Raw genomic sequence first — 20,683 nt, 5'->3', positions numbered from 1 at the left:
CGGTCACCAGGAACGTCCCCGTCGTAGCAGGTGGTCGCGGACCGCGACGGCCATGGGGTGAAGCCTTCCTGCCCTGGACACCAGGAACAGCGTGTTGATCGGCGGCAGCTCGGGCTCCAGCAGGGGGACGAGCAGGCCGCCGGTCAGCTCCGCCGTACACAGGTAACGGGGCAGGACGGTCACCCCCGCGCCCGCGACCACCGCGGCGAGGACCCCGCGCAGGTCCGGGACGACCAGGGCGGGCACGCGCGTCAGGCGGGTCCCGAAGACGACCCGCCAGTAACGGCGCAGGATCGGCAGGTTCTCCGCGTAGGCGACCAGGGGAGCCGCCTCAAGCCGGCCGAGGTCCCAGCCGGGGGCGCCGACCAGCACGAACTCCTCGTCGCACAGCGCCTCGGCCGTCAGTGCGGTACCCCTTCGGGGCCGTACGGTGGAGACCACCAGGTCGAGCGTGCCCCCGGCGAGCGTGGTGAGCAGGTCGTCGGCGAGGCCGAGCGTCACCCGCAGCCGCAGCCCCCCCGGCGACCATGGGGGCCAGCGCGGGCAGTGCCAGGACGGACATCAGCTCCGCGGGCCCACCGAGGTGTACGGCTCGCTCCGGCGTCTCGGTGACGTCGAGTTCCTCAAGCGCGTCGAGCGGCGCCGCGACGCGTCCGGCCAGTTCGTCGGCGGCGGGGGTCGGGGCCATGCCCCGGGGCAGCCGTTCGAACAACGGCTGTCCGAGTGCCTGTTCCAGCGCCCTGACCTGCGCGGTCACGGCGGGCTGCGACAGGCCGAGGTGCTCGGCGGCACGGGTGACCGACCCTGACCGGTGGACGGCCAGGAACGTACGCAGCAGGTCGAGTGAGATCAGATTTCTGATGGTAGTACCCGGAAGGCGTTATTGGTCGTCCACGGGGAGATGGGTGACGATCATGGCATGCGTATCGCGATTGTCCTCACCAGCCATGGCGAACTGGGTGAAACCGGCAGGAGCACCGGTTTCTACGTGTCGGAGGCGGCGGAGCCGTGGGAGATCTTCACCGAGGCCGGGCACGAGGTCGAGGTGGTCAGTGTGGCCGGGGGTGTGCCGCCGCGTGACGGCGAGAACGCCGACGACCCGGTGCAGCGTCGTTTCCTCGACGTGCTCGGGGAGACCGCGCGGGTGGCGGACCTGGAGCCGGAGAGGTACGACGCCGTGTTCTTCGCGGGTGGTCACGGGGCCATGTGGGACTTCCCCGGCGACCCCGGGATCGGCCGGTTGACCCGGGGGGTCCACGAGCGGGGTGGTGTCGTCGCGGCCGTCTGCCACGGTCCGGCCGCGCTGGTCGACCTCGAACTGTCCGACGGGAAGCCGCTGGTCGCGGGCAGGCGGGTCGCGGCCTTCACCGGCAGCGAGGAGGAGGCGGTCGGGCTGACCGCGGTGGTGCCGTTCCCGCTGGCCGAGCGGCTGCGCGAGCAGGGGGCCGAGCACGTGCCCGCCGCCGACTTCGCCGCCCAGGTCGTCACGGACGGCCGCCTGGTCACCGGCCAGAACCCGGCCTCGGCCCGTGGCGTGGCCGAGGAGGTCGTACGGGTACTGGCCGGGGAGTGAACAGGCCCTGAGCGTCCGAACGGGGGCCGGCGCCCGAACGGGGCGGAGAGCTTGAACGGGGCCGGATAGAGGCTGACGCGGGACGAACGCCGGGAGGGGCCGGGCGGGGCGGGAGCCTGAGCGGGGGCCGGGCGAAGGCTGACGCGGGACGAAAGCCGGGATCCTGAGCGGGGGTGGGGCGAGCCGTGGTTCGAACCGGGGCCGGTTCGGTGGGGATGGTGGTGCCGGCCCCACCTTCCGGCCTTCCTGTCAGCCCCAACCCAGGTCGGTGGCGGACCGGATTACCCAGGTCCTGGGGTTTTCCTAGGGTTTCGGCATGAACTATTTCCCGGTTCCCCGCAGGCGTTTTCGGGCCGCGCGTGCTCTGCTGTGGATGCTCCTCGCGGTCAGCGCGACGGTCAACGTGGTCTCCAACATGGCCAACGGCGGTGAGGGCAGCACGCTCGGGCTCACCGCGGGGGTGGTCACCGTCGCCTGCGCCGTGGCCCTGACCGTGCGCCACTTCAGGCCGCGTGCGTAGCCGTGCGGTCAGCCCCGCTCGTCGGCGCGGGTTCCACGCGCAGGACGGCCTTGCCACGGATTCTCCGGTCCCGCAGGTCCGCCAGCACCGTGGCGGTGTCCGCCCAGTCCGTCTCACGTCCGATCTCGGGATGGAGCCGCCCGGTCGCGGTCAGCCTGACCAGAGTGGCCAGGTCGGTTCCATCGGCCACGTCGCTGTCGGCGTAGTGGAAGTGGTGCAACCGGGCGGACTCGGGCCCGGCGAAGAAGTCGAAGAAGCTGAAGGTGGCGGGTTGGCGGCTCGCCTGGCCGAACCAGATGAAGGTCCCCCGTTTGGCCGTCTTCAACAGTGCCTTGGGAGCCGAGCCGCCGCCGACCGACTCCAGTACGACGTCGAACGGTCCCGTGGCCTCCGCCACGTCGTGCACGACGTCCGCCGCGCCGAGTTCGGTCAGCCGTAGCCCGCGTTCCGGCGAGGCACTGACAGCCGTCACCTCGGCGCCCGAGGCGGCGGCGAGTTCGACGAAGTAGTGACCGACGCCGCCGGAGGCGCCGGTGATCAGAATCCTCTTTCCCAGGACGCCGCCGATCCGCCGCATCAGGCGCAGGGCGGTCAGTCCCGCCAGCGGCAGCGCCGCCGCGGTCACGGCTGTCATCGAGCCGGGCAGTACGGCGAGCGAGGAGGTGGGGACGGCCGCCTTCTCCGCCCACCCGGCGGACGCGGGATGGGCGACCACCCGTTCTCCGACACCCGGTCCGGTCCCGTTGTCGGCTGCCCGCACGACCGTGCCCGCGATGTCCTTGCCCGGCCTCCAGCCTTCACGCGGTCTCGCCAGGAGAAAGAACTCCCCCCGGTTGACAGAGAACGCCTCAACCGCGACCAACGCCTCGTCGGGTTTCGGGCACGGGGCCGCCACGTCGTCGTACCGGACCAGGGAATCCAGGTCGCCGGTGGGCACCAGAGCCTTCATGTGAAACTTCTCCTTTTCCATCCGGCGAGCATTCGAAGTTCGGGAAACCCGCCGACCGGTCTCGGAGTCTAAAAACGGTTTCCCGCTCCCGGAAGTCGGCACTTCGAGGTGGCCAGGGCACCTGGAGGAAACCGAAAAGGCCGAGGCTATGATGTCGCCATGGCAGACAGCTCCTCTTCCCGCTGGAACATGCTGAAGTCCGCCTGCCCGACCCGCGAGATCCTCGACCGCATCGCCGACAAGTGGACGATGCTGGTGATTCTCTCGCTGGGAGAGGAGACCCTTCGTTTCACCCAGCTGCGGGCCAGGATCGAGGGCGTCTCCCAGAAAATGCTGACGCAGACCCTTCGTGGCATGGAGTCCGACGGTCTGATCCTGCGCACCGTCTACCCGACCGTCCCGGTGACGGTCGAATACTCGCTGACCCCCCTGGGCCACAGCCTCGCCAGGACGGTGGACGTGGTGCGTGAGTGGGCCTACGGCCACATCGGGGAGATCCTGCTCGCCCGTCAGGAGTACAACGACCGGGAAACGCCGCGGGTGGGCATCGGCTGAGAGCCGGACGGACCATTTGAATCCTCAGCGCGATTTCCGCATTTCCGCTGAGGCCCGTGAACGGGGCTGCCGGTCTTCGCTGCCCCTCCGACCCGGCAGGAAAACGTCCGGCGACAAAGCCGTTGGGCGGTCACCTGTTCGGAGGTAGGTCACCCGGTGGTGCCCATGGCACCTTTCGGTGCCGTCTTCCGCCCGCGGCCGGCCGTTCGGAAACTGGTGTCGGCTCCGAAATCCGGGGCCGACATCATTGGGAGTAGCCATGCCGGTCGTCACTGTGCTTCAGGGTCCGCGGGACATCGAGCCGAAGCGCGAACTGGTCAGGAGGATCACCGACGCCTTCGTCGAGTCGTACGGCCTGCCGCCGGAGACCGTCCAGGTGTGGATCACCGAGGTTCCCGCGGACAGCTGGGGCGTCGCGGGCACGTTGGTGGTGGACGACAAGTAGGCCCACGGTCCGTACGGCGAGCCGGGCGTTCCGGGACACCGTCTCGATCGCCCGGCACGGCGCCGCTCCCTTCCGGGGAAGAGCCTTCCGCGGCAGGGGAAACGCGTAAGCCCGGACCGCTCTCCCCGTCGCGACGGACCGGCGCGTCGGCGACCCGCTTTCCCGGCGGGGGAATGTCGGTGGCCGGTGTGAGAATCGGCGCCGTGAGCGCAGGCGTGCGGCTGAGGGCCGTTGTGGAGTCCGATCTGGAGCTGTTCCTTGAGCACGAGCACGACCCCGAGACGGTCAGGCGCTCGATGTTCACCCCCAGGGAGCGTGAGGTCTTCATGCGCCACTGGCGGACGCGGGTCCTGGGCGATCCGACCGTCCTGGTGCGGACGGTCACCGTGGACGGCGAGCCCGCGGGAAACGTCGTCTCCTGGTGGGCGGAGGACAGGCGTTTCATCGGCTACGTTCTCGGCAGGCCGTTCTGGGGCCGGGGCGTCGGCACCGAGGCGCTGAGCCTGTTCCTGGCCCTTGAGAGGGTCCGCCCGCTCTACGCCGACCCGTCGGGCGGCAACACGGCCTCGGTGCGCCTGCTGGAGAGGTGCGGTTTCCGGCGCGTCGACACGGTCCGGTACGGCGAGCACGAGCACGTGCTGCTCGCGCTGCCCGAGGGGTGAGCGAAGGGCCAGGGCGATCCATCGCTATATAGTGTGATATCCGGATATTTCATATCAATAAGCCTTTTTCGCTCTCCCGGGGGTCGTCGCCTGGTCGGGGGTGACGCAGGGGAACGGCACCCCGTGATTTCGCTCGCAGCCCTTGTCGTCGCAGGTCATGGGCCGAGCCTCGCCCGCTCCTGTGGAAGCCGGGACGAAAAAGGCTTAATTTATACCGGTGAAAATGGCAAATATGGAGATCCGCATGGAAGCGATCTCTTTTTCCTCTGTGCGGAACCAACCTCACGGCCGGGGCGTTTCCTGAAATAATTCAGCGCGTTGTCGAGTGTCCCTCCGCCCGGCGGGCCGGAGGGCCGACAGGTCAGAGGTGCCGATGGATGCCCTGGTCCAGGTCTCAGGTGGCGACGAGATCACCGAGTTCACCGAACTACGCGGGTGGTTGTCCGCCGAACGCGCCCTGACAGGCGGGGTTCGCGTGGTGCGGCGTCCCCCGGCCGAGGGCGAACTGGGCGGGGTGCTCGACACGCTCGCCGTCGCACTCGGGTCGAGCGGTGCCGGGATGGCCCTGGTCAGGGCTCTGACCACATGGCTGCGGACCCGTCGCGCCGATGTGACCATCACGGTGACCTCTCCCTCGGGGACCGTGGAGCTCAACGCGCAGCGGGTCAGGGACACCGCCGTGCTGTCGCTGCTTGAGGAGATCCTGCGGGACGGCGAGGAGGAGATCCTTCGGGACGGCGGCGAGGAGAAGACCCAGCGGGACGGCGATGAGGGGTGACATCCACGACCGTTCGGAATCGCGGGCCGTTCTCATCGGTACCTCCGAATACTCCGACCGGCGCTTCCCCCAGCTTCCCGCGGTGGCCAACAGCCTGCGCGGGATGGCGGAGGTCCTGACCGATCCCGAACTGTGCGGCTGGTCCGAGGAACAGGTCGAGGTCTGGCGAGACCCCACCGACATGCGCAGGCTCGTGCAGAACCTACGACGTGTGGCCGAGGAGACCACCAGCGTGCTGCTGGTCTACTTCGCCGGGCACGGCACCATCACCCGGCGCGGGCAGCTGTGCATGATCCTCAAGGACACCGACTTCACCGACACCGACATCACCGGCCTGGAGTTCGAGCGGCTCAGGGAGGTCCTGATGGACAGCCCCGCCCGGACGAAGATCGTGATCCTGGACTGCTGTTACTCGGGCCGCGCCATCGAGGCCCTCTCCAGCACCGTCGTGGACAGCACCGACATCCACGGCGCCTACACCCTCACCGCCAGCGACCACAACGCCCACGTCGTCTCCCTCGACCAGCAGGCGGACACCCCGACCTCCTTCACCGCCGAGCTTCTCGACCTGGTCCGCACCGGAGTCTCCGGCGGTCCCGAGTGGCTGACGATGAACGACATCTACTCCCACCTGAGGCAACGGCTGCGTGGACGCGGGCTGCCCGCCCCCAACCAGCGGGGCACCGACACCGCGATCCACCACCCCTTCGTGCGCAACCAGGCCGCTGACAGGGCACCGTCCGTTCGGCCGGTCCCTCCCTCCAGGAAGGCCCCGCCTCTCAGGGTCGGGCGCCGTGCCGTCCTGGCCACGGGTGTCGGCGCGGCCGCGGTCGCCACGGTCTTCGGCGTCGCCGAGGTCGTCAGACGCTTCTACGGCGGTACGGCGGCCACACCGCGTCCCACGAACACACCGAGCCTGAGCGTGACCCCGACGGTCGACAGGAGCGTCCTGACGGGTCACACGGGTGCGGTGAACTCCGTGGCGTTCAGCCCGGACGGGAGAACACTGGCCAGTGGAGGCGCCGACGGCGGCATCCGGCTGTGGAACCCGGAGAGCGGAGGGGCCGTCGCCGTACTGACAGGGCACGCGGGTGCGGTGAACGCGGTGGCGTTCAGCCCCGACTGGAGAACGTTGGCCAGCGGGGGAGCCGACGGCACCGTCCGGTTGTGGGACGTGGCGAACGAGACCACGACCGCCGTCCTGACCGGCCACACCGGCGCGGTGAACTCGGTGGCGTTCAACGTCAGGGGGAACATCCTGGCCAGCGGGGGAGCCGACCGTTCCGCCCGGCTGTGGACCGTGGCGAGCAGGCGCACCGCCGCGACCCTCACCGACCGTCCTGCGGTCGTGAACGCCGTGCGCTTCGGCACCGACGGAACCGTGCTGCTCACCGCCTACGGTGACAACCACGTGCGGTTCTGGAACGTGGGGACCCACGAGAAGATGGGCCTGCTGACGGTGAACGGGATCAGCTCGGTCAACACCCTGTCCGTGAACAGCAAGGGGGTCATCGCCCTCGGCAACAGCCCCGGCGACGTCACGCTGTGGAACGGGAACGGCGGGGGCCACCCGGAGGACCCTCCTCTGCGCACCGGTAACCCCGTCAACGCGGTGGCCTACCACCCCAGGGCGAGGACACTGGCCGTCGGCACCGGCGACGGCAGGATCCAGCTGTGGGACACCAAGACCCACAAGCACAAGGGGCCGCCGCTCACCGGCCACACCGGTGGCGTCACCTCACTGGCGTTCAGCCCCGACGGCCACACCCTCGCCAGCGGCGGCCTCGACAGAACCATCCGGCTCTGGCGAACCGGCTGAGAAGCCACCCCGAACCCCACCGCCCCACCCGGATCGGCGACCAAGGCCGCCGGACCGCTCTGAGCCGTGACCAAGGCCGTCCCGGACCATGGCCGGATCCACCGTGGGAACCGGTGGGAACCCGAGAGAACCCGTGGGGCCACGGCCGGACGACGACCCCACGGGTTCCCGGCGGGCCTACCTCTCCGGGGAGGCCACGGCGATGTGCGGGCGGCCGGTCAGCGGGTGGGGGCCGACGTGCGCCCGCACGCCGAACACCTCCTCGATGAAGGCCGGGGTCAGCACGTCGAGCGGCCGGCCGTGTCCCACGACGCGGCCCCGCCTGAGCACCACGACCCGGTCGGCGTAGGCCGCCGCCTGGTCGAGGTCGTGCAGGGCGGCGAGCAGCGTCAGGCCGAGGGAACGGACCAGGTCCAGCAGGAGAAGCTGGGAGCCGACGTCCAGGTGGTTGGTCGGTTCGTCGAGGACCAGCAGCGGCGCCTCCTGGGCCAGCGCGCGGGCCAGGAAGACCCGCTGACGCTCACCCCCGGACAGCGTGGTCATCAGCCGGTCGGCGGCCCAGTCCATGCCGACCCGCCGCAGCGCGGTCGTGACCGCCTCGCGGTCGGCCGCCGTCTCCCTGCCGAGCGGTTTCCTGCGGCTGTGCCTGCCGACGGCGACGACCTCCTCGGCCGAGAACCCGTCGGCCGCCTGGCCGTGCTGGGGCAGTACCGCGCGGCGCCGGGCCGCCTGCCGGGGACGCATCCCCCACAGGTCCTCGCCGTCCAGCCGTACCACCCCGCCGGAGGGGCGCAGCGACCGGTAGACGGTGCGCAGCAGGGTCGACTTCCCCACTAATAGATTGGCACATATAAGCTGGTTTATAGGGGAGGAAAGACGATGCTTGAAACGACCGCAAGGGCAACCGTCGATTACTGCCGGATCTCTTTCGACAAGCGCGGAGCAGCCGAGGGGGTAGCGACCCAGCACCTTGAGAACGAGATCTCAGCAGAAGAGTTGGACCTAACCATCGCCAGGTCCTACGTAGACAACGACAAGTCGGCTTACTCCGGTGTGGAGCGTCCGCAGTACGCGCAGCTCTTGAAGGACATGAAAGCCGGAACGGTTGGCGTGATCATCATCCGTCACGCCGACCGGTTGCATAGGTCGGTAGACGAGGTATCAGCATTCATCAAGGTAGCCCGCGCGCACAAGGTGAAGTTGTACAGCGGCATGCGCGGAAGCTTCTACAACCTGGAGAAAGCAGCGGGGAGAAAGGACCTGATCAACGACACCGTAGATGCTGAGTACGAGAGCGAGCATCGAGGGGAAAGAGTATCGGACGCCCGGAAGCGCCAGGCCAGGAATGGAGTCTACGGCGGTGGAATACGCCCTTACGGATGGGGCGTTGATACGGGCCGCGTTCGGTCGGTGTGCGTCAATCCGCAGGCTCCAGTGTCAGAGCGCATCTACGAAGACCGCCCCGTGCTGGACATGACCCAGCACCGCCCCAACGAGGTAGCGGAGATCCGCCGATGGGCGAAAGACCTGCTGACAGGGGTGTCCATACGTCACATCCTCGCCGATCTGGCCGCACGGAAGGTCCCGACGGTGGCCCAGACCGACGGGCTCACCAGGCACCGGAACGGCAAAGAGGTCAAGCACAACGGGTGGAGTTCCAGCACGATTCATTATGTCCTTACCAACCCCCGCGTTGCTGGCCACACCGTGCATCAGGGCAAGATCATAAAGAGGAACGCGTACCCCGCGATCATTCCCGAAGACCAACGGCAAGCCCTTATTGATCTGCTCTCTGACCCTTCCCGCCGCACGATGAGAGGCAATACGCCCAAGTGGCTCGGGAGCCTCATCTACGAGTGCGGCATATGCAATAACGGGGCAGTCATGAGCGTGCGCTACATCCACGAGCGGCCCGCTTACACATGCCGAGACAAGAACCATATAGTTCATTGGGTGGAGAGAACCGACGCGTACATTACCAGCACGATCGTGGAACGACTCTCCCACGATGATGTGGTAGACCTCCTGCCGAAGGAAGAGGAGCAGACGGAGGGCCTTACGGAGCTACGCGAGGAACTCGTCATGCTTGACGCGAACCGCCGGAAGATTGCAGCGAGAAACGCTCTTGGGCAGATGGATGACGAGGAGTGGGAGTCGGCCCGAGAAGTGATCGAGAGGCGCACCGCCGAGATTTGGGAGAAGCTCCGAGGCAGCGCGGCAGAGAGCCCGCTAGAACCGTTCGTTTCCTCCAGTGATGTAAGGCGTACGTGGAAGGAAATGCATCTGGGCCGTCAGCGCGAGGTCTTGAAGCTGCTCATGAGAGTCAAGTTGCTGCCCATCGGCCGGGGGCGCCGACAGGTGGACATCCGGGACTACATCGTGATCACGCCTGCCATGCCCGACGCGCCGACCACTCAGGCCAGCCCCATCGCCGCTTAACCTCATGGGCGCCCCCGCCGCTTAGGTGGGGGCGCCCAGTTCGTTCTACGGTCGCAGCAGCAGCGCCAGGCGTGCCCGCTGGCGCTCACTCAACTTGGGCCAGGTGGCCACCATCGCCCGAATCGAGGCGATCACTTCGTCAGCATCGGGAGGGAGGGCAGAGGACCGGCCAGTCGCATCATCACTTTTCGCACTCATTAATTACTCTCCGTAATCGTGAGGGGAATTGGCATGCCCCCGCATCGCGAGCCCCACCCACCCGCCCACACGACCGCGCAGGGCAAGGCACGCGACAAGACGCGGGCACGAGAACCAAGAAGAACACGAGAACCAAGAAGAAGAGGAGCCTTCGGCGCGACATTCAGCGCGCACAACGTCAACGAGGGGTTCAGGCACTGGGCGCAGCCCCGCCACCGCTATTCGAGCAACCCCACCCGCGCCGCTTGACGGGCTTGCCGGTGCTCACGGGCCAGGCTCTCCGCAAGCGCCAGATCGCCGAGGGACGTGTGTCCGACTCCCACCATGCGCCACGACGAGACCACGACCGTCCCGGGGTCATCCGTGAACGCCCACGGATCACCCTCCGAGGGGGTTCCCGCCCGATGGGCGATGCGCCACGCCCGCCGCACCGCCCGAAGCGCCGCGAAGGTTGTGCTGTACTTCCGGCTTTTGCTGGTGACGTGCCCCCGGTACCCGAAGGCCGACGCGTGACGAGCCAGCCGCAGACCCGCGCACGCCGGATGACCGGCCAGCCGCGCAGCCGTCGCCGCCAACGCGCCCAGGTGCGCAGGCGGAGGTACGCGATGCCGACGACGCCCCCCAGCGGAGCCCGCTTGCTCCCGGTCCCACAGCGCATCACGGGGAACCGCATCGTCCAGCACGGCGCCTACGGTCTTCGTCGAGTACTTCGCCAGATACCCGGCGAGCTTCCTTCGGTCGTCTCCGGCGCTGATCGCCCGTACGTCGAACTGCGTACCCCACTCGGCAACGCGCATTCGCCCGTCCGGGGAGGGCAGCGGAACGCCGACCACTCCCGCGGCTTCCCGGATCGCCTCCCCCAGCAGCGCGGCATCAGCCCAGGCCGGAGGAGGAAGCAACGCATCCGGATCATCAGGGCACACGCCATCCAACCGAGCGATGACATGCAGGTGCACCACCCCGCGCCGTTGCCCCTCAGCCACTTTCGCGTACGACACCCGCAGCACACGCCGCACGGATCGCACAGTGACAGCCTGCCCCGTCCGCACCGACGCCAGCCGAGCCAGCGCCCGGTAAACATAGATCGTGGTCCGCCGCCACAACTCCCCTACGAAGGCGTTCCACAGCACCATACTGACCAGGTCCGTGCACGCCAGGCACAGCGGCGCGCCGAGGGTCCGGTCACGTGGCCCGTGCCGCATCCCGCAGGAGCGCACCACCCCGTGCGGGCACCGCCGCACCTTGCCGCCTTGCCGTACCGGATGGCACACCCCGCCGTCCCGGTAGGAGTGCACCGCCCCGAAGCTCGGAGCGGTCAGCGTCGCGAACACCGCCGGGTGGCGAGCCACTGTTTCCGGGACCGACGCCGACGCCGCAGCGCGCGGCCCTTGCCCGGCATCTTCCCGCCCGGTCAGGCCCGCCGCGAACACATGCCACGCATCCCGCTTATACGTCGCCGCGCACGGCGGGCACACGGTTTCCCGCCGGTCGCCGCAGGCCACCAACAGCACGCCGTCACCATCACCCGTCGAAGCACGCACTTCGCCGCTGGTTCGGTCCGCCGCCATGGCCGACCCGACCAGCCGCACAGGCCGGATGCAGTGCCCTGTCCGCTCTACCTGACCGGCCCAGCGCCGGTATCCCGCAGGGTCGGAGACCCGCTCAACCATCTGTATCAGAACTGACGTCACCGTCCACCTCACGACAAGAGAAGAAGGAAGCGCGGCTCAGGGAAGCGCGTGGCCCCTGGCCGTCCAAGAAGGCGCGTGCCCATCACGCCGTTGAGATCTCTCCGCCGGGTGCGCCGGCTGCCGCGCTACGCGCGCCCTGACGGGTGCCTTCGGCAGCGACCGGCCCACCCTCCCGACCGGGGCAAGGAGCGGAGGGCCGTGCCCCTCCCGAGGGAGGAAGGGGCACGGTCACCTACTTAGTCATGCTCGCCAGGACCACACGGCGAAGCTCGTCAACCCCATCGGGGGTATCGGGCTCAGCAGTACCCAGGCCACCTAGATCCGCCGGAGTCCACATCCACCGCTGCACTACCCGCCGCATCTCGTCCTGCCCGGCAGGCCCGCGTAACCAAACGGTGAACAATCTGACAAGCTCTGTGTCTTCGATTTCGAGCGCCTCGTAGTCACGTGCCGCTACCCGAAATCGCACGGTGCCCCTTTCCGAACCTTTCTGTGTGTCCCCACTACCGCCCCCGGGAGGGAGCGACCATCTTTCGCTTTCTCGTTAGGTGGAACGATCAAGGTAGTCGGAAAAGCTACCTTTCGGGTTGACATCGGGTTGACGGCCGATCAACGGGGACAGTTGAGAGCCATTCGCCCACCGCCAACTCACCACTCCCCACCGAGATCGCCGCAGTGCGCACACCTCGATCACGCTAGGTGTGCTAGACCAGGACGCCGCCCACCGCGCAAGTTCGGGCCATGTCGTACGAACCCGGTCAGTCCACACGTCAGGACCAGCCCCAGGCGCAAACCGCGCCGCAATGATGTACTCCTCATGCGGCCACGGAAAGTCACGGGCAGCACGAACCCGGGCATGATCCAGGTAGATCTGTGCACGCATCTCACGCCGCAGCAAGCCATAGATCACCCCCGCCAGCACCGCGAACACCAGGCCGATCCCACCGGCCCCGGGAAGAAAAGAAGCGCTCATCAGGACCCGCCTATCTGACGATTGCGAAGCGCCGCTGCATACGCCGCCAGCCGCTCCAGATCCTTGGTGCCCAGATAATGAGAAAGCGTCCTTACCGGCGGCTCGCCTCCCGCCAGCAAGAGCCCCGCTCCCGGATAGGCGGGAAGCTTGGCAGCCGAATATCCGGCGGCCGACATGCCCGCCCCGAGGATCGTGTCGGAGGCGTCCCGGGTGGACACCCGGAAAGCCCACCGCGTATCGAAAAGGTCGCGGACATGGGACGGCACCACGTCAGTCCCCGGCTTCTGAGTGGTGGCGACGATGCGGATAGCCGCCGCCCTGCCGCGCGAGGCAACGTCATGAAGCAGACCGATGAAGGTGTCCCTACGCTTGCGGTCTCTCCCCATGGTGAAGGTTGCCAGTTCGTCAATACCAACCAGAAGCGGGGGGATATCGTGCATGCGGCCCAGCTTGCGCACGCCCAAGGCCCGCATGGAGTCATACCGGCTGTCCATCTGACCCTTGACCCAGGTCAACGCCGTAACCGCCTCCGCCGGAGTCCGGCGAACCCCACCATGGGCGACCGCTTCCCACAAGCCCAGTTCGACGCCGCCCTTGCCGTCGATCAACACCAGCGGAGGCCGGTCCTTATCGATCGCCGCCGCCGCAATGATCGTATGCAGTGTGGAGCTTTTGCCCGACCCGACGCCACCACCGATGAGTAGGTTGATCATGCTGGTTCCTCCTCATCCCCGGGTTCGTGGTTGTCGTCGAACCAGCTCACGGTGAGAACGGCGCCGTCTTCCCCCACGGCCACAGGGAAGGGCTCCCACATACTGACGACTGGAGTCGTGCGCCAGGCATCCCGCCACGGCCACGCCAGCACGCCCCGAGACCCCAGCGGATCACGGCGCACGATCTCCACGGCGGCGAACCGGGCATTCTCCGGATCACGCCGGATACGGACATCCCGCACCTCTAAGTCAGCGGCGATGTGTTCACCGCGTTCTTCCAGGTCGGGCACCGCCAGGCCGCCCGGCATGCGTACCCGTACACGCTCACCAGCCGGTGAATCCATCACCTTCGTGATGCGCGGGATGCGACCGTTCGACGTAGTCAGCCCCGCAAACCGGCACGCCTTGTCCCACCGCCGCCGCACCCGCGCATGCCGGAACACCCTCAGAGTCCACCGCCGCATCGGAGGCGGCCCGAGCAGCACGGCAGCCAGCAGGCCCACGGCCACCAGGGCGCCAGGCCAGCCACCGGCCGCCCGTCCCACCATGGCCAGCGTCAGCACCAGCAGGCCGAACGCCCATTCCCTCCGGCTCAGCCACAGGGGGCGCAGCACATCGGCGACAAGACGCGATTGCCGATCGTATGGAACCCGAACCGGCAGGTCGGGCCGTTCGATCCAGGGAGGCAGACCGCCCACGGGCTCACTCGGCGGCCCCCACCCGTAGCGGGGATCATGCCGCCCCACCTCAGCCTCCCGGACGGTAGGTGTCCAGCAGGACCGCGCCCCGGAAGTCCGGCAGCGTCCACGGGTCCGGCTGCTGCTTACCCCGAAGACGCTCGGTGCCGTCGAAAGCCGTGAACGCCTTCCGCGCTTCAACCGCGTACGCCGTCGCCGCACGCGCCAGCCGTTCCGCCGTCCGAAGGGCATCCACCGGCGCAAGGTGATCCATGGCGAAGACCGCGCGCTCACCGTGAACCATCGTGATCGTGAGTGCGGGCCAGGCGCCCGGCAAGCTGTAGGCGCGTACCGCTGTGCAGGGGGACGGGGGGATGATCAGCATGTCAGCCCTCACCCCCCGGGGTCTGCGCACCCTCGATCGGACTACGCCGCCTCGTCTGCGTCTGTGCCGTCTGCCCCGGAGGACCCGACGCCGACGCCGGACCAGGAGAAGCGGGAGGCGCAGGAGGAACAGAAGCCGGAGTCCCCGGCGTGGGCAGCCGAGGCCCGATCGGTTCGACGCTCTCAGCCGACCACCAGCGCATCTCTCCCGCTTTGGCGAGCTGGTAGGCAAGCCCCTTCACCGTCACGAGCTGCCCGGCGGGAAGCTGTGGATCGTACGGCAGGCTGATCTTGATGAGGTACGAGTCCACCCCGTCCATGGCCATCAGGTGGACCGCGTGCAAGATGTGACCGTCAGCGTTCTTGCGGATCTCCTTCGTACGGAAGTCGGTGACGACGACGCCAGGGATGGCGATGGCAAAGAGGATGGAACTGGTGTCGATGGGGAACTTCATGCCGGGATCACCTTTCGACAGGTTGGCGCGCGCGCATTAGCGCGCTAACTTCAACCTAAGACCTGACACATGAAGATGCGCAAATTCAGGGAGCCAAGATCTTTCCCTCACCAGAGGAGGCCAGAGCCGTGCCCGAGACCCCAGGGACCCACGGACCAGCCCAGCCACCGCCCCACCGATGGGCCGAAATCGCCGACGACCTACGCCAGAAGATCACTGATGGGTTCTACGGCCCCGGCAGCCTTTTGCCCTCATATCCCGAGATCACGAAGGCGTACGAGGTATCCACCACCACCGCCCGCCGCGCGCTTAGCCAGCTCGTCACGGAAGGACTGGCCGAGGCCAAACAGGGACGCGGGACCATCGTGACCCGTCCTCAGCCCCGGCTCACCCTGCCAGCGAGACGGTACCGGCCCGCAGACACCCCAGCCGATCCCTACGCGAGGCTGACACGAACAGAGATCAGCACCGGTCCCCAGGTGTCACCGCCCGATGTCGCGAACATGTTGGGGGTAGCCCCAGACCACCCGCTGTATTGCGAGCAAGTGTCCTTAGCCGACGACTTCGGACCCGTTGAGATGCGAATGAAGTACACCCCTACGCCGGGATACGACACCGGCGCGGTTCGCTACGTCACCGAGACCACCACGCCCACTCTGACGACCGAAGGGCGCCCAGCACTCACCAGGGATGCTGTGCTGTACGACGGCACCCGTACCCCCATCGCCGTCATCAGGTCCGTGCTGCACAGCAGGGTGCGCCTCAGTGACTACTACGAAATGCCCTGAACAAGGAGGGCGACTGATAGAAGGTGCCTACGGCTTGTCCACGTCCACACCGCATGGGGCGTCCCCGTACGACCGCCGCCGGAGCACATGAAAAAACGAAAGCTCTTCCCCAGCGCGCCGGGGAAGAGCTTTCGTAACTTCAACCGCTACTTCTCACTACTGCCTCTGGCCGGTCCCTCGACAGAAGGTGCAATTCTCCGTCTTCTCGATGATGGTGACGGAACCGTCAGGGTTCTTGACTCGCTCACGCTTCGTGACCGTACCCGAACCTCTACAAGTCCGACAATCTGCCATGTGACTCCTGCCTTCTTCGCTCTGGAGAGCTGGCAACGACCACCTGCACCTTGCAGTACGGGCAGACGATGTCTAGGGGATGTCCGAACACTTGCTCGGTAACGATGTATCCGCTTGCAGCGCGACGAGATGCCCTTTTGTCCCATTGCTGCACTTCGCTGGCCCGAGCGTCCGGGTCTAAGAACAGATGTACTATTTTCCCGCCATGCTGACGCACAACTTCTCCCGCGAGATGTCAGGTGCTTGGAGTCATAAGGTAGATCTTGGCTCTAGACCCGGGGAGAGGTTCTGCGGACTCAGCTACTTCCTCGGGGAGGCGGCGACGGAGGCGGGTATTGGTGGACGTTAGAGGAACAGATCCTCGAATACTGCCCCCTGGGGCCGTACTCGATGATGATCCCTTTGTCCTGGCACAAATTGCAGAGATATGCCATCGCGGTTAGGCCGCCCCGGACTGCGTGGGGATGGCGAAGTCAACGACAGCCGCCGCGTGCTTACTGCCCACCCCGACGATCTGGACCGTCTTCACGGTCAATCCCTTGAAGTAGACCCGATCCGACTGGTAGGGCATGGGAGTGAGGACGGTCGGGGTAGCGTTGCCGACCTCGGTTGCGGCGTCCAGCAGGTTCACCTCCTCCAGCGCTCGCGCGGCGGCCACGTCGTTCTTGCGCCGAGGCCCGCCTCCCGGGTGGGAGGTCGGGACGGCGTTCCAGCCGCCCAACATCACCACTCTTTCGACCTTGACCTTTTCGGCGAGCGCTTCGGCCTCGATCTCGCGCAGTCTCGGCGAGTCCGGAGCCGCCTGGGTGACGACGCCTCGAAAGTCGTGGTCGCCCATACGGAGATCCAGGCAGACCACCCCGTGCCAGAAAGGAGACCCCACTTCGTGGTCCTGCCCGACGACGCGGACGGCTTCGCCGACGAAACCCACAAGGTGGTGCCCATCATGGGCGCTCGGTACGAGGTAGCCCCTCATGTTGAGGGTCTCCTCTGCCGTGTGGAATACCTGGCCCCCGTAGGGGAACGGGGCGTTCGCCTTCTCCCAGCCCTTCGCCCCCTGCACGCCGAGGAAGTCCGGCTTGAGGTCGGCGACCTGGATCAACATCTCGGCGAGCTTCCCACCGGTCGGGCCGGGGTAGCCGAGGTTGAGCGTGATAGCTCTCATTGCTCTCCTACTTCTTCTTCTGGTCCGCTGAGGGATTCCCCTCGGAGGGGTTCGGCTGGGGCTTGGGGGGCAATATCGTGGGCTTACAGCGGCAGAGGTGGCCAATACCACAATTGCGGCAATGCATAACGACTCCCTTCACGTAGCTGCGGGCATGAAAAACCCGGCAGAGGTCATGAGATGGATGAACCCAGAGAATTTCTCTGGGTCGGACCCCTGCCGGGGGCTCAAGGTCGGCGGCGGAGCCACCGAGGGGGCGTTCCGATCGCAATCAGCGCGATTCCGCCGACTGCGGCAACAAAGAACAATTCGTATGACGCACAGACCGGGCCCGAATGAAGTAGCCGAGTTCACCGCCTGCCAGGGCGACGAAGAGGACCTTCCGGGGCATGGTCGGCTCCGTAGATGGTGGAGGGGTGGTGCCCCCGGCAGGAGGAAACCCAGAACTGCGGGAGGCCCAAGAGGCCAGGGCCTGGGCGAGGCGCGTCTTCCCCGAGCTGACGAAACGTACCTGCTGACACCCCTGCCGGGGGTGCTTTAGGAGACCGCTCGAAACCGTTGCTTCCGGCGAGCAATCATGATCTCTTCAGCGGACGGCGCGTCGTCTCCGAGAGGGATGGCGGCCCAGACGACGCGCTCCGCGTCGATGGAGATGTGAGTACCCCATCGCAGACCGCAGAGGTCTTCAACGAGGACCAAGCCCCGACCCCGGGCGCCCATCAGGGGACTTGAGCGATTCACGTGAGGACCCGACAGCATCGAGCCCGGGTCGCGGACCTCGACGATAAGGACATCCCTACCGGTTATGAGACTTACCGTTATCTCCGAGTTTGAGTCGCCCAGGCTCGAATGAACCACTGCGTTGGTCACCAACTCGGAGAGCACGAGAAGGATGTCATCCCTTTTCGGACTGTTCTCGATAGGGTCCAGGGTCCGGGCCTGAGCCCTAGCCTTTGGGACGCTCTCAACCGCCTTCTTCAAGGGGAAGGTCCCTAATGGATCCTCTGTCCATACCATCTCGGTATCACCCGCTTTGACTGCCTTGCCCGACTTTGGCATGAGTCAAGGTCGAGCTTCGGAGAGATTCCCACTGTTCCCGGCCGTGTGGCTGGGCACTGCTAAGAATGCCCTCGAAGGGCTGTCGTTTGGGAGTGGATCTAGTGCACACCTATTCGACAGATGTGCCTCCGGCGTATGTTTAATAGGTCGCATTCGGTAACAAGGAGCCCCCATGCCTGCACCGAAGAAGTTAGACCCCAACCCGAAGACTCCCCGCATGGCCCTTGGCCTGGCGCTTCGTCGTTTTCGGGAGGCTTCGGGTCTCACCCAAGAGCAGTTAGCCGAAAGAATTTCATATTCACATTCGCAGGTGAGCCAAGTGGAGCGCGGAGGGCGCTTCCCCTCACTGCACTTCGTTGAGGAGTGCTCCCGGGTCCTGGGGGCTAAGGACGAGCTACTGACCCTCTACACGGCGTTGGAGTCGGAGAGCGCACCGAGTTGGTTCCGTAACTGGGTTGAGGTCGAGCGGGTCGCTGTCTCCATCCGCTCCTGGGAGCCCCTAGTCATTCCGGGCCTGCTCCAGACTGAGGAGTACGCCATGGCGGCCATCCTCGGTGAACCCGGCATCACGCAGGCTCAGGCGAACAAAGCAGTCGAGGCCCGAATGGCCCGGCAGGAGGTGCTCCATCGAGAAGCCCCGGTCCTGCTGTGGGCTGTGCTGGACGAGTGCGCCCTGATCAGACCTGTCGGGGGTCAGGCCGTGCTGCGTAGACAGCTCACACATCTACTTGGGGCGATAGAGCTTCCCAACATCAGTGTCCAGGTCTCCCCCCTAGAGTTGGGTTCGACCGTCGGAATCCTCGGTGGATTTGCGTTGGCGTTAGTCCCCGGGGCAAGGGAAACTGCGTATCTGGAGTCCGCAGACACAGGCCAGGTCACGGACCAGCCTGACACTGTGCGGCTTACCAGCATCAGGTATGAGGCCCTTAGAGCTGATGCTCTCTCCCGTAGAGAGAGCAGACGCTACATAGAGGAGATGATTCAGAAATGGACCTGAACGAGGAACTGAAGACCGCTGTCTGGCGTAAGGCGACGAAGTCCGGCTCCAACCAAGGTAACTGCCTTGAGGTGGCTCCCTTGGCGGGCGGGCGCGTCGGCATCCGCGACACCGAAGCCCCCGACCAGGCGCCGTTCGTTGTGAGCCCTGGTGTCTGGGACGCCTTCATCGACGGTGCCAAAAAGGGCGAGTTCGACTTCTAGAAGCTGTTCGGGGTTCGAACCATGCGGTTGAAGCGTGTGACGAACTTCCCTACTACATCAAGCAGGGGCGGCCCGCCTACGGCGGACCGCCCCTGTTGCTTCCTGCCTAGCGCTCAGTCGTGAACCTTACGCAGGCGTTCGACGCCGATCAGGAAGATAACTACTAACGCGGCGATCGAATCCGCCCACTCTATGTAATGAACCACTGCGATTGTGTTCGTCCACACGAGCCATGCGGCTTCGATGAGGACTGTCGCTATCGGCCCCCAGGCGCGGCGCGGACCCGCGATCGTGACGCCCAGCAGCAAGAGAACCGGAACGTAGAAGACCACCAGCGGAAGCGGCATCGCTTCCAAAGGCATCCCCATCGCAGCGAGGACGATAGTTGTAACGAGGGCGTTCACCGCCCCTAGAAGAACTTGCAGGGCCAGGAGCGCCCATATCACCAACTCCATAACGGCAGGGGCAGGCCACCTTACCCGAACCATCGGGCCGCCTCCTTTCCTGACAGCGAGCCGATGACGACGAGCGCCAGGACGACAGCTATGAGCGCGGGAATGTCACCGCTCAGGACAGATGGAATCCGCAGTGCGATGAGGATCGCCTCGACGCCGATGCAAGTCCATTTGACCCACTGGCGTGGATCTTCTAAGGCAGCCGCCAACCATCCGAGCACGCCTGTTTGCGTCACGCCAAAGAGGAAGATCACCAGTAGCCCCCCAGCGCTCCCGGCACGTGCCCCCGCCATCCCGATAAGCACCAACATGGCCAGCAGACCCAGCACGCAAAGCGCCGTCTGAATCCACATCAAGGCCCTGGCACGGCGAACGGCGGACGGCATACTCAGCATTTCAGGCATGCGGAAACCTATCTTTCCCGTGAAGGTGGCCCCTTTCCCGGAGCCGAGTAAAGCGAGCATAAGAACAGCTCGCCTCCCGAGTCACGAAAAGTGGCCTCACGAGTTTTCCGCCGCTGATCAGAGCCGCTTTGCGACCGGCCCCACCGCTACGCGGCCCCTGCGGGGCGCCTACGGCGTGGCGCCGGCTGCACGCTCCCACCTGCTGAAATACCCGCAAGAAGCCGAAGGGAAGGGGTTTTACCCTGCCCACCACCCACCCCCCGCACCCACCCCGTACCGGCCCCCAAAAATGAGAGGAAGAGACAGGGGAAAGGGGAGGGAAGAGGCAGAGGAAGAGGAAGGAAAATCGGGAGAAGGGGAAGGAGGAGACGCTTCGCGCCCAGGGGAGGGGTTCTCCACCCCTCCCCCGGACCCCCGCCCCAGGGGAGGGGGTCTTACCCCCTCCCCTGGCACCCCGCCCCCGCTGGGAGGGGCTCTGCCCCTCCCT

Annotated in this window: 23 protein-coding genes and 2 pseudogenes; 12 read left to right on the top strand and 13 right to left on the bottom strand. The window is 66.5% G+C overall.

Annotated elements, in window-relative coordinates:
• Nucleotides 1-3 precede the first annotated feature (3 nt).
• Nucleotides 4-501 (bottom strand): substrate-binding domain-containing protein, encoded by a 498-nt coding sequence (locus ACFOYY_RS35115; RefSeq protein WP_386195470.1) that lies wholly within the window; start codon nucleotides 499-501, stop codon nucleotides 4-6.
• A gap of 226 nt (nucleotides 502-727) precedes the next feature.
• Nucleotides 728-823: pseudogene (locus tag ACFOYY_RS35110) on the bottom strand (helix-turn-helix domain-containing protein); the annotation flags it as partial.
• 96 nt (nucleotides 824-919) lie between these two features.
• On the opposite strand from ACFOYY_RS35110, the gene ACFOYY_RS35105 reads away from it, so the two are divergent.
• The gene (locus ACFOYY_RS35105; protein WP_352014403.1) at nucleotides 920-1,573 is read left to right on the top strand and encodes a type 1 glutamine amidotransferase domain-containing protein; all 654 of its coding nucleotides are present in this window, start codon (nucleotides 920-922) and stop codon (nucleotides 1,571-1,573) included.
• A gap of 316 nt (nucleotides 1,574-1,889) precedes the next feature.
• Nucleotides 1,890-2,093 (top strand): hypothetical protein, encoded by a 204-nt coding sequence (locus ACFOYY_RS35100; RefSeq protein WP_362913595.1) that lies wholly within the window; start codon nucleotides 1,890-1,892, stop codon nucleotides 2,091-2,093.
• Here ACFOYY_RS35100 and ACFOYY_RS35095 read toward each other — a convergent pair.
• Complete coding sequence (locus ACFOYY_RS35095; RefSeq protein WP_386195468.1) at nucleotides 2,077-3,042, bottom strand: zinc-binding dehydrogenase; 966 nt, start codon at nucleotides 3,040-3,042, stop codon at nucleotides 2,077-2,079. The two genes, ACFOYY_RS35100 and ACFOYY_RS35095, sit on opposite strands and share 17 nt — an antisense overlap.
• A 159-nt stretch (nucleotides 3,043-3,201) precedes the next feature.
• On the opposite strand from ACFOYY_RS35095, the gene ACFOYY_RS35090 reads away from it, so the two are divergent.
• The 5 genes from ACFOYY_RS35090 to ACFOYY_RS35070 all read left to right on the top strand — a co-directional run bounded on the left by ACFOYY_RS35090 (nucleotide 3,202) and on the right by ACFOYY_RS35070 (nucleotide 7,301).
• Nucleotides 3,202-3,597: a winged helix-turn-helix transcriptional regulator gene (locus ACFOYY_RS35090; RefSeq protein WP_352014400.1), complete on the top strand. Its 396-nt coding sequence runs from the start codon at nucleotides 3,202-3,204 to the stop codon at nucleotides 3,595-3,597.
• Nucleotides 3,598-3,856: 259 nt separating this feature from the next.
• Nucleotides 3,857-4,042, top strand: a complete 186-nt coding sequence (dmpI, locus tag ACFOYY_RS35085; protein WP_352014399.1) for a 4-oxalocrotonate tautomerase DmpI — start codon at nucleotides 3,857-3,859, stop codon at nucleotides 4,040-4,042.
• 203 nt (nucleotides 4,043-4,245) lie between these two features.
• Nucleotides 4,246-4,704 (top strand): GNAT family N-acetyltransferase, encoded by a 459-nt coding sequence (locus ACFOYY_RS35080; RefSeq protein WP_352014398.1) that lies wholly within the window; start codon nucleotides 4,246-4,248, stop codon nucleotides 4,702-4,704.
• 373 nt (nucleotides 4,705-5,077) lie between these two features.
• Nucleotides 5,078-5,482 carry an effector-associated constant component EACC1 gene (locus ACFOYY_RS35075; RefSeq protein WP_386195466.1) on the top strand — a complete coding sequence of 135 codons (405 nt, stop codon included), beginning with the start codon at nucleotides 5,078-5,080 and terminating at the stop codon, nucleotides 5,480-5,482.
• Nucleotides 5,472-7,301: a caspase, EACC1-associated type gene (locus ACFOYY_RS35070; RefSeq protein ID WP_386195464.1), complete on the top strand. Its 1,830-nt coding sequence runs from the start codon at nucleotides 5,472-5,474 to the stop codon at nucleotides 7,299-7,301. Before ACFOYY_RS35075 ends, ACFOYY_RS35070 begins: the two co-directional genes overlap by 11 nt.
• 177 nt (nucleotides 7,302-7,478) lie before the next feature.
• Here ACFOYY_RS35070 and ACFOYY_RS35065 read toward each other — a convergent pair whose 3' ends face one another.
• Nucleotides 7,479-8,135: an ABC transporter ATP-binding protein gene (locus ACFOYY_RS35065; RefSeq protein ID WP_386195462.1), complete on the bottom strand. Its 657-nt coding sequence runs from the start codon at nucleotides 8,133-8,135 to the stop codon at nucleotides 7,479-7,481.
• 45 nt (nucleotides 8,136-8,180) lie between these two features.
• On the opposite strand from ACFOYY_RS35065, the gene ACFOYY_RS35060 reads away from it, so the two are divergent.
• Entirely contained in the window at nucleotides 8,181-9,740 is a 1,560-nt protein-coding gene (locus ACFOYY_RS35060) for a recombinase family protein (RefSeq protein WP_362780157.1), read from the top strand.
• A 416-nt stretch (nucleotides 9,741-10,156) separates the two neighbouring features.
• Here the strand turns inward: ACFOYY_RS35060 and ACFOYY_RS35055 are convergent, their stop codons facing one another.
• The 5 genes from ACFOYY_RS35055 to ACFOYY_RS35035 all read right to left on the bottom strand — a co-directional run bounded on the left by ACFOYY_RS35055 (nucleotide 10,157) and on the right by ACFOYY_RS35035 (nucleotide 14,831).
• The gene (locus ACFOYY_RS35055; RefSeq protein ID WP_386195567.1) at nucleotides 10,157-11,608 is read right to left on the bottom strand and encodes a replication initiator; all 1,452 of its coding nucleotides are present in this window, start codon (nucleotides 11,606-11,608) and stop codon (nucleotides 10,157-10,159) included.
• 993 nt (nucleotides 11,609-12,601) lie between these two features.
• Nucleotides 12,602-13,315 carry an FtsK/SpoIIIE domain-containing protein gene (locus ACFOYY_RS35050; RefSeq protein ID WP_386195460.1) on the bottom strand — a complete coding sequence of 238 codons (714 nt, stop codon included), beginning with the start codon at nucleotides 13,313-13,315 and terminating at the stop codon, nucleotides 12,602-12,604.
• A complete protein-coding gene (locus ACFOYY_RS35045; protein ID WP_386195459.1) occupies nucleotides 13,312-14,013 on the bottom strand; it encodes a hypothetical protein in 702 nt (233 codons plus the stop codon). Before ACFOYY_RS35045 ends, ACFOYY_RS35050 begins: the two co-directional genes overlap by 4 nt.
• A gap of 49 nt (nucleotides 14,014-14,062) precedes the next feature.
• Complete coding sequence (locus ACFOYY_RS35040) at nucleotides 14,063-14,377, bottom strand: hypothetical protein (RefSeq protein ID WP_386195457.1); 315 nt, start codon at nucleotides 14,375-14,377, stop codon at nucleotides 14,063-14,065.
• 1 nt (nucleotide 14,378) lies between these two features.
• Entirely contained in the window at nucleotides 14,379-14,831 is a 453-nt protein-coding gene (locus ACFOYY_RS35035) for a hypothetical protein (protein WP_386195455.1), read from the bottom strand.
• 128 nt (nucleotides 14,832-14,959) lie between these two features.
• Here ACFOYY_RS35035 and ACFOYY_RS35030 point away from each other — a divergent pair.
• Both ACFOYY_RS35030 and ACFOYY_RS35025 read left to right on the top strand, forming a co-directional pair.
• Nucleotides 14,960-15,187: pseudogene (locus tag ACFOYY_RS35030) on the top strand (winged helix-turn-helix domain-containing protein); the annotation flags it as partial.
• Between the two features lie 228 nt (nucleotides 15,188-15,415).
• On the top strand, nucleotides 15,416-15,619 hold the full coding sequence (locus ACFOYY_RS35025; RefSeq protein WP_386195569.1) for a hypothetical protein: 204 nt from the start codon (nucleotides 15,416-15,418) through the stop codon (nucleotides 15,617-15,619).
• A gap of 733 nt (nucleotides 15,620-16,352) precedes the next feature.
• Here ACFOYY_RS35025 and ACFOYY_RS35020 read toward each other — a convergent pair.
• Both ACFOYY_RS35020 and ACFOYY_RS35015 read right to left on the bottom strand, forming a co-directional pair.
• Nucleotides 16,353-17,078 carry a hypothetical protein gene (locus tag ACFOYY_RS35020; protein WP_386195453.1) on the bottom strand — a complete coding sequence of 242 codons (726 nt, stop codon included), beginning with the start codon at nucleotides 17,076-17,078 and terminating at the stop codon, nucleotides 16,353-16,355.
• 537 nt (nucleotides 17,079-17,615) lie between these two features.
• Entirely contained in the window at nucleotides 17,616-18,059 is a 444-nt protein-coding gene (locus tag ACFOYY_RS35015) for an ATP-binding protein (protein ID WP_386195451.1), read from the bottom strand.
• Nucleotides 18,060-18,309: 250 nt separating this feature from the next.
• Between ACFOYY_RS35015 and ACFOYY_RS35010 the strand changes: the two genes are divergently transcribed.
• Both ACFOYY_RS35010 and ACFOYY_RS35005 read left to right on the top strand, forming a co-directional pair.
• Nucleotides 18,310-19,134, top strand: coding sequence for a helix-turn-helix domain-containing protein (locus ACFOYY_RS35010; RefSeq protein ID WP_386195449.1), 825 nt, complete (start codon nucleotides 18,310-18,312; stop codon nucleotides 19,132-19,134).
• Nucleotides 19,125-19,337 (top strand): DUF397 domain-containing protein, encoded by a 213-nt coding sequence (locus tag ACFOYY_RS35005; RefSeq protein WP_386195448.1) that lies wholly within the window; start codon nucleotides 19,125-19,127, stop codon nucleotides 19,335-19,337. The genes ACFOYY_RS35010 and ACFOYY_RS35005 overlap by 10 nt, the downstream gene beginning before the upstream one ends.
• Nucleotides 19,338-19,450: 113 nt before the next feature.
• On the opposite strand, the gene ACFOYY_RS35000 is transcribed toward ACFOYY_RS35005, so the two are convergent.
• Both ACFOYY_RS35000 and ACFOYY_RS34995 read right to left on the bottom strand, forming a co-directional pair.
• Nucleotides 19,451-19,741: a hypothetical protein gene (locus ACFOYY_RS35000; RefSeq protein ID WP_386195446.1), complete on the bottom strand. Its 291-nt coding sequence runs from the start codon at nucleotides 19,739-19,741 to the stop codon at nucleotides 19,451-19,453.
• Between the two features lie 71 nt (nucleotides 19,742-19,812).
• A complete protein-coding gene (locus ACFOYY_RS34995) occupies nucleotides 19,813-20,196 on the bottom strand; it encodes a hypothetical protein (protein ID WP_386195445.1) in 384 nt (127 codons plus the stop codon).
• Nucleotides 20,197-20,683: the final 487 nt, after the last annotated feature.

Origin of the sequence: Streptosporangium jomthongense (genome assembly GCF_042650425.1) — a bacterium.
Taxonomy (GTDB): Bacteria; Actinomycetota; Actinomycetes; order Streptosporangiales; family Streptosporangiaceae; genus Streptosporangium.
The sequence above is the reverse complement of the archived record's forward strand: the minus strand, read 5'-3'. Positions and strand labels throughout refer to the sequence as shown.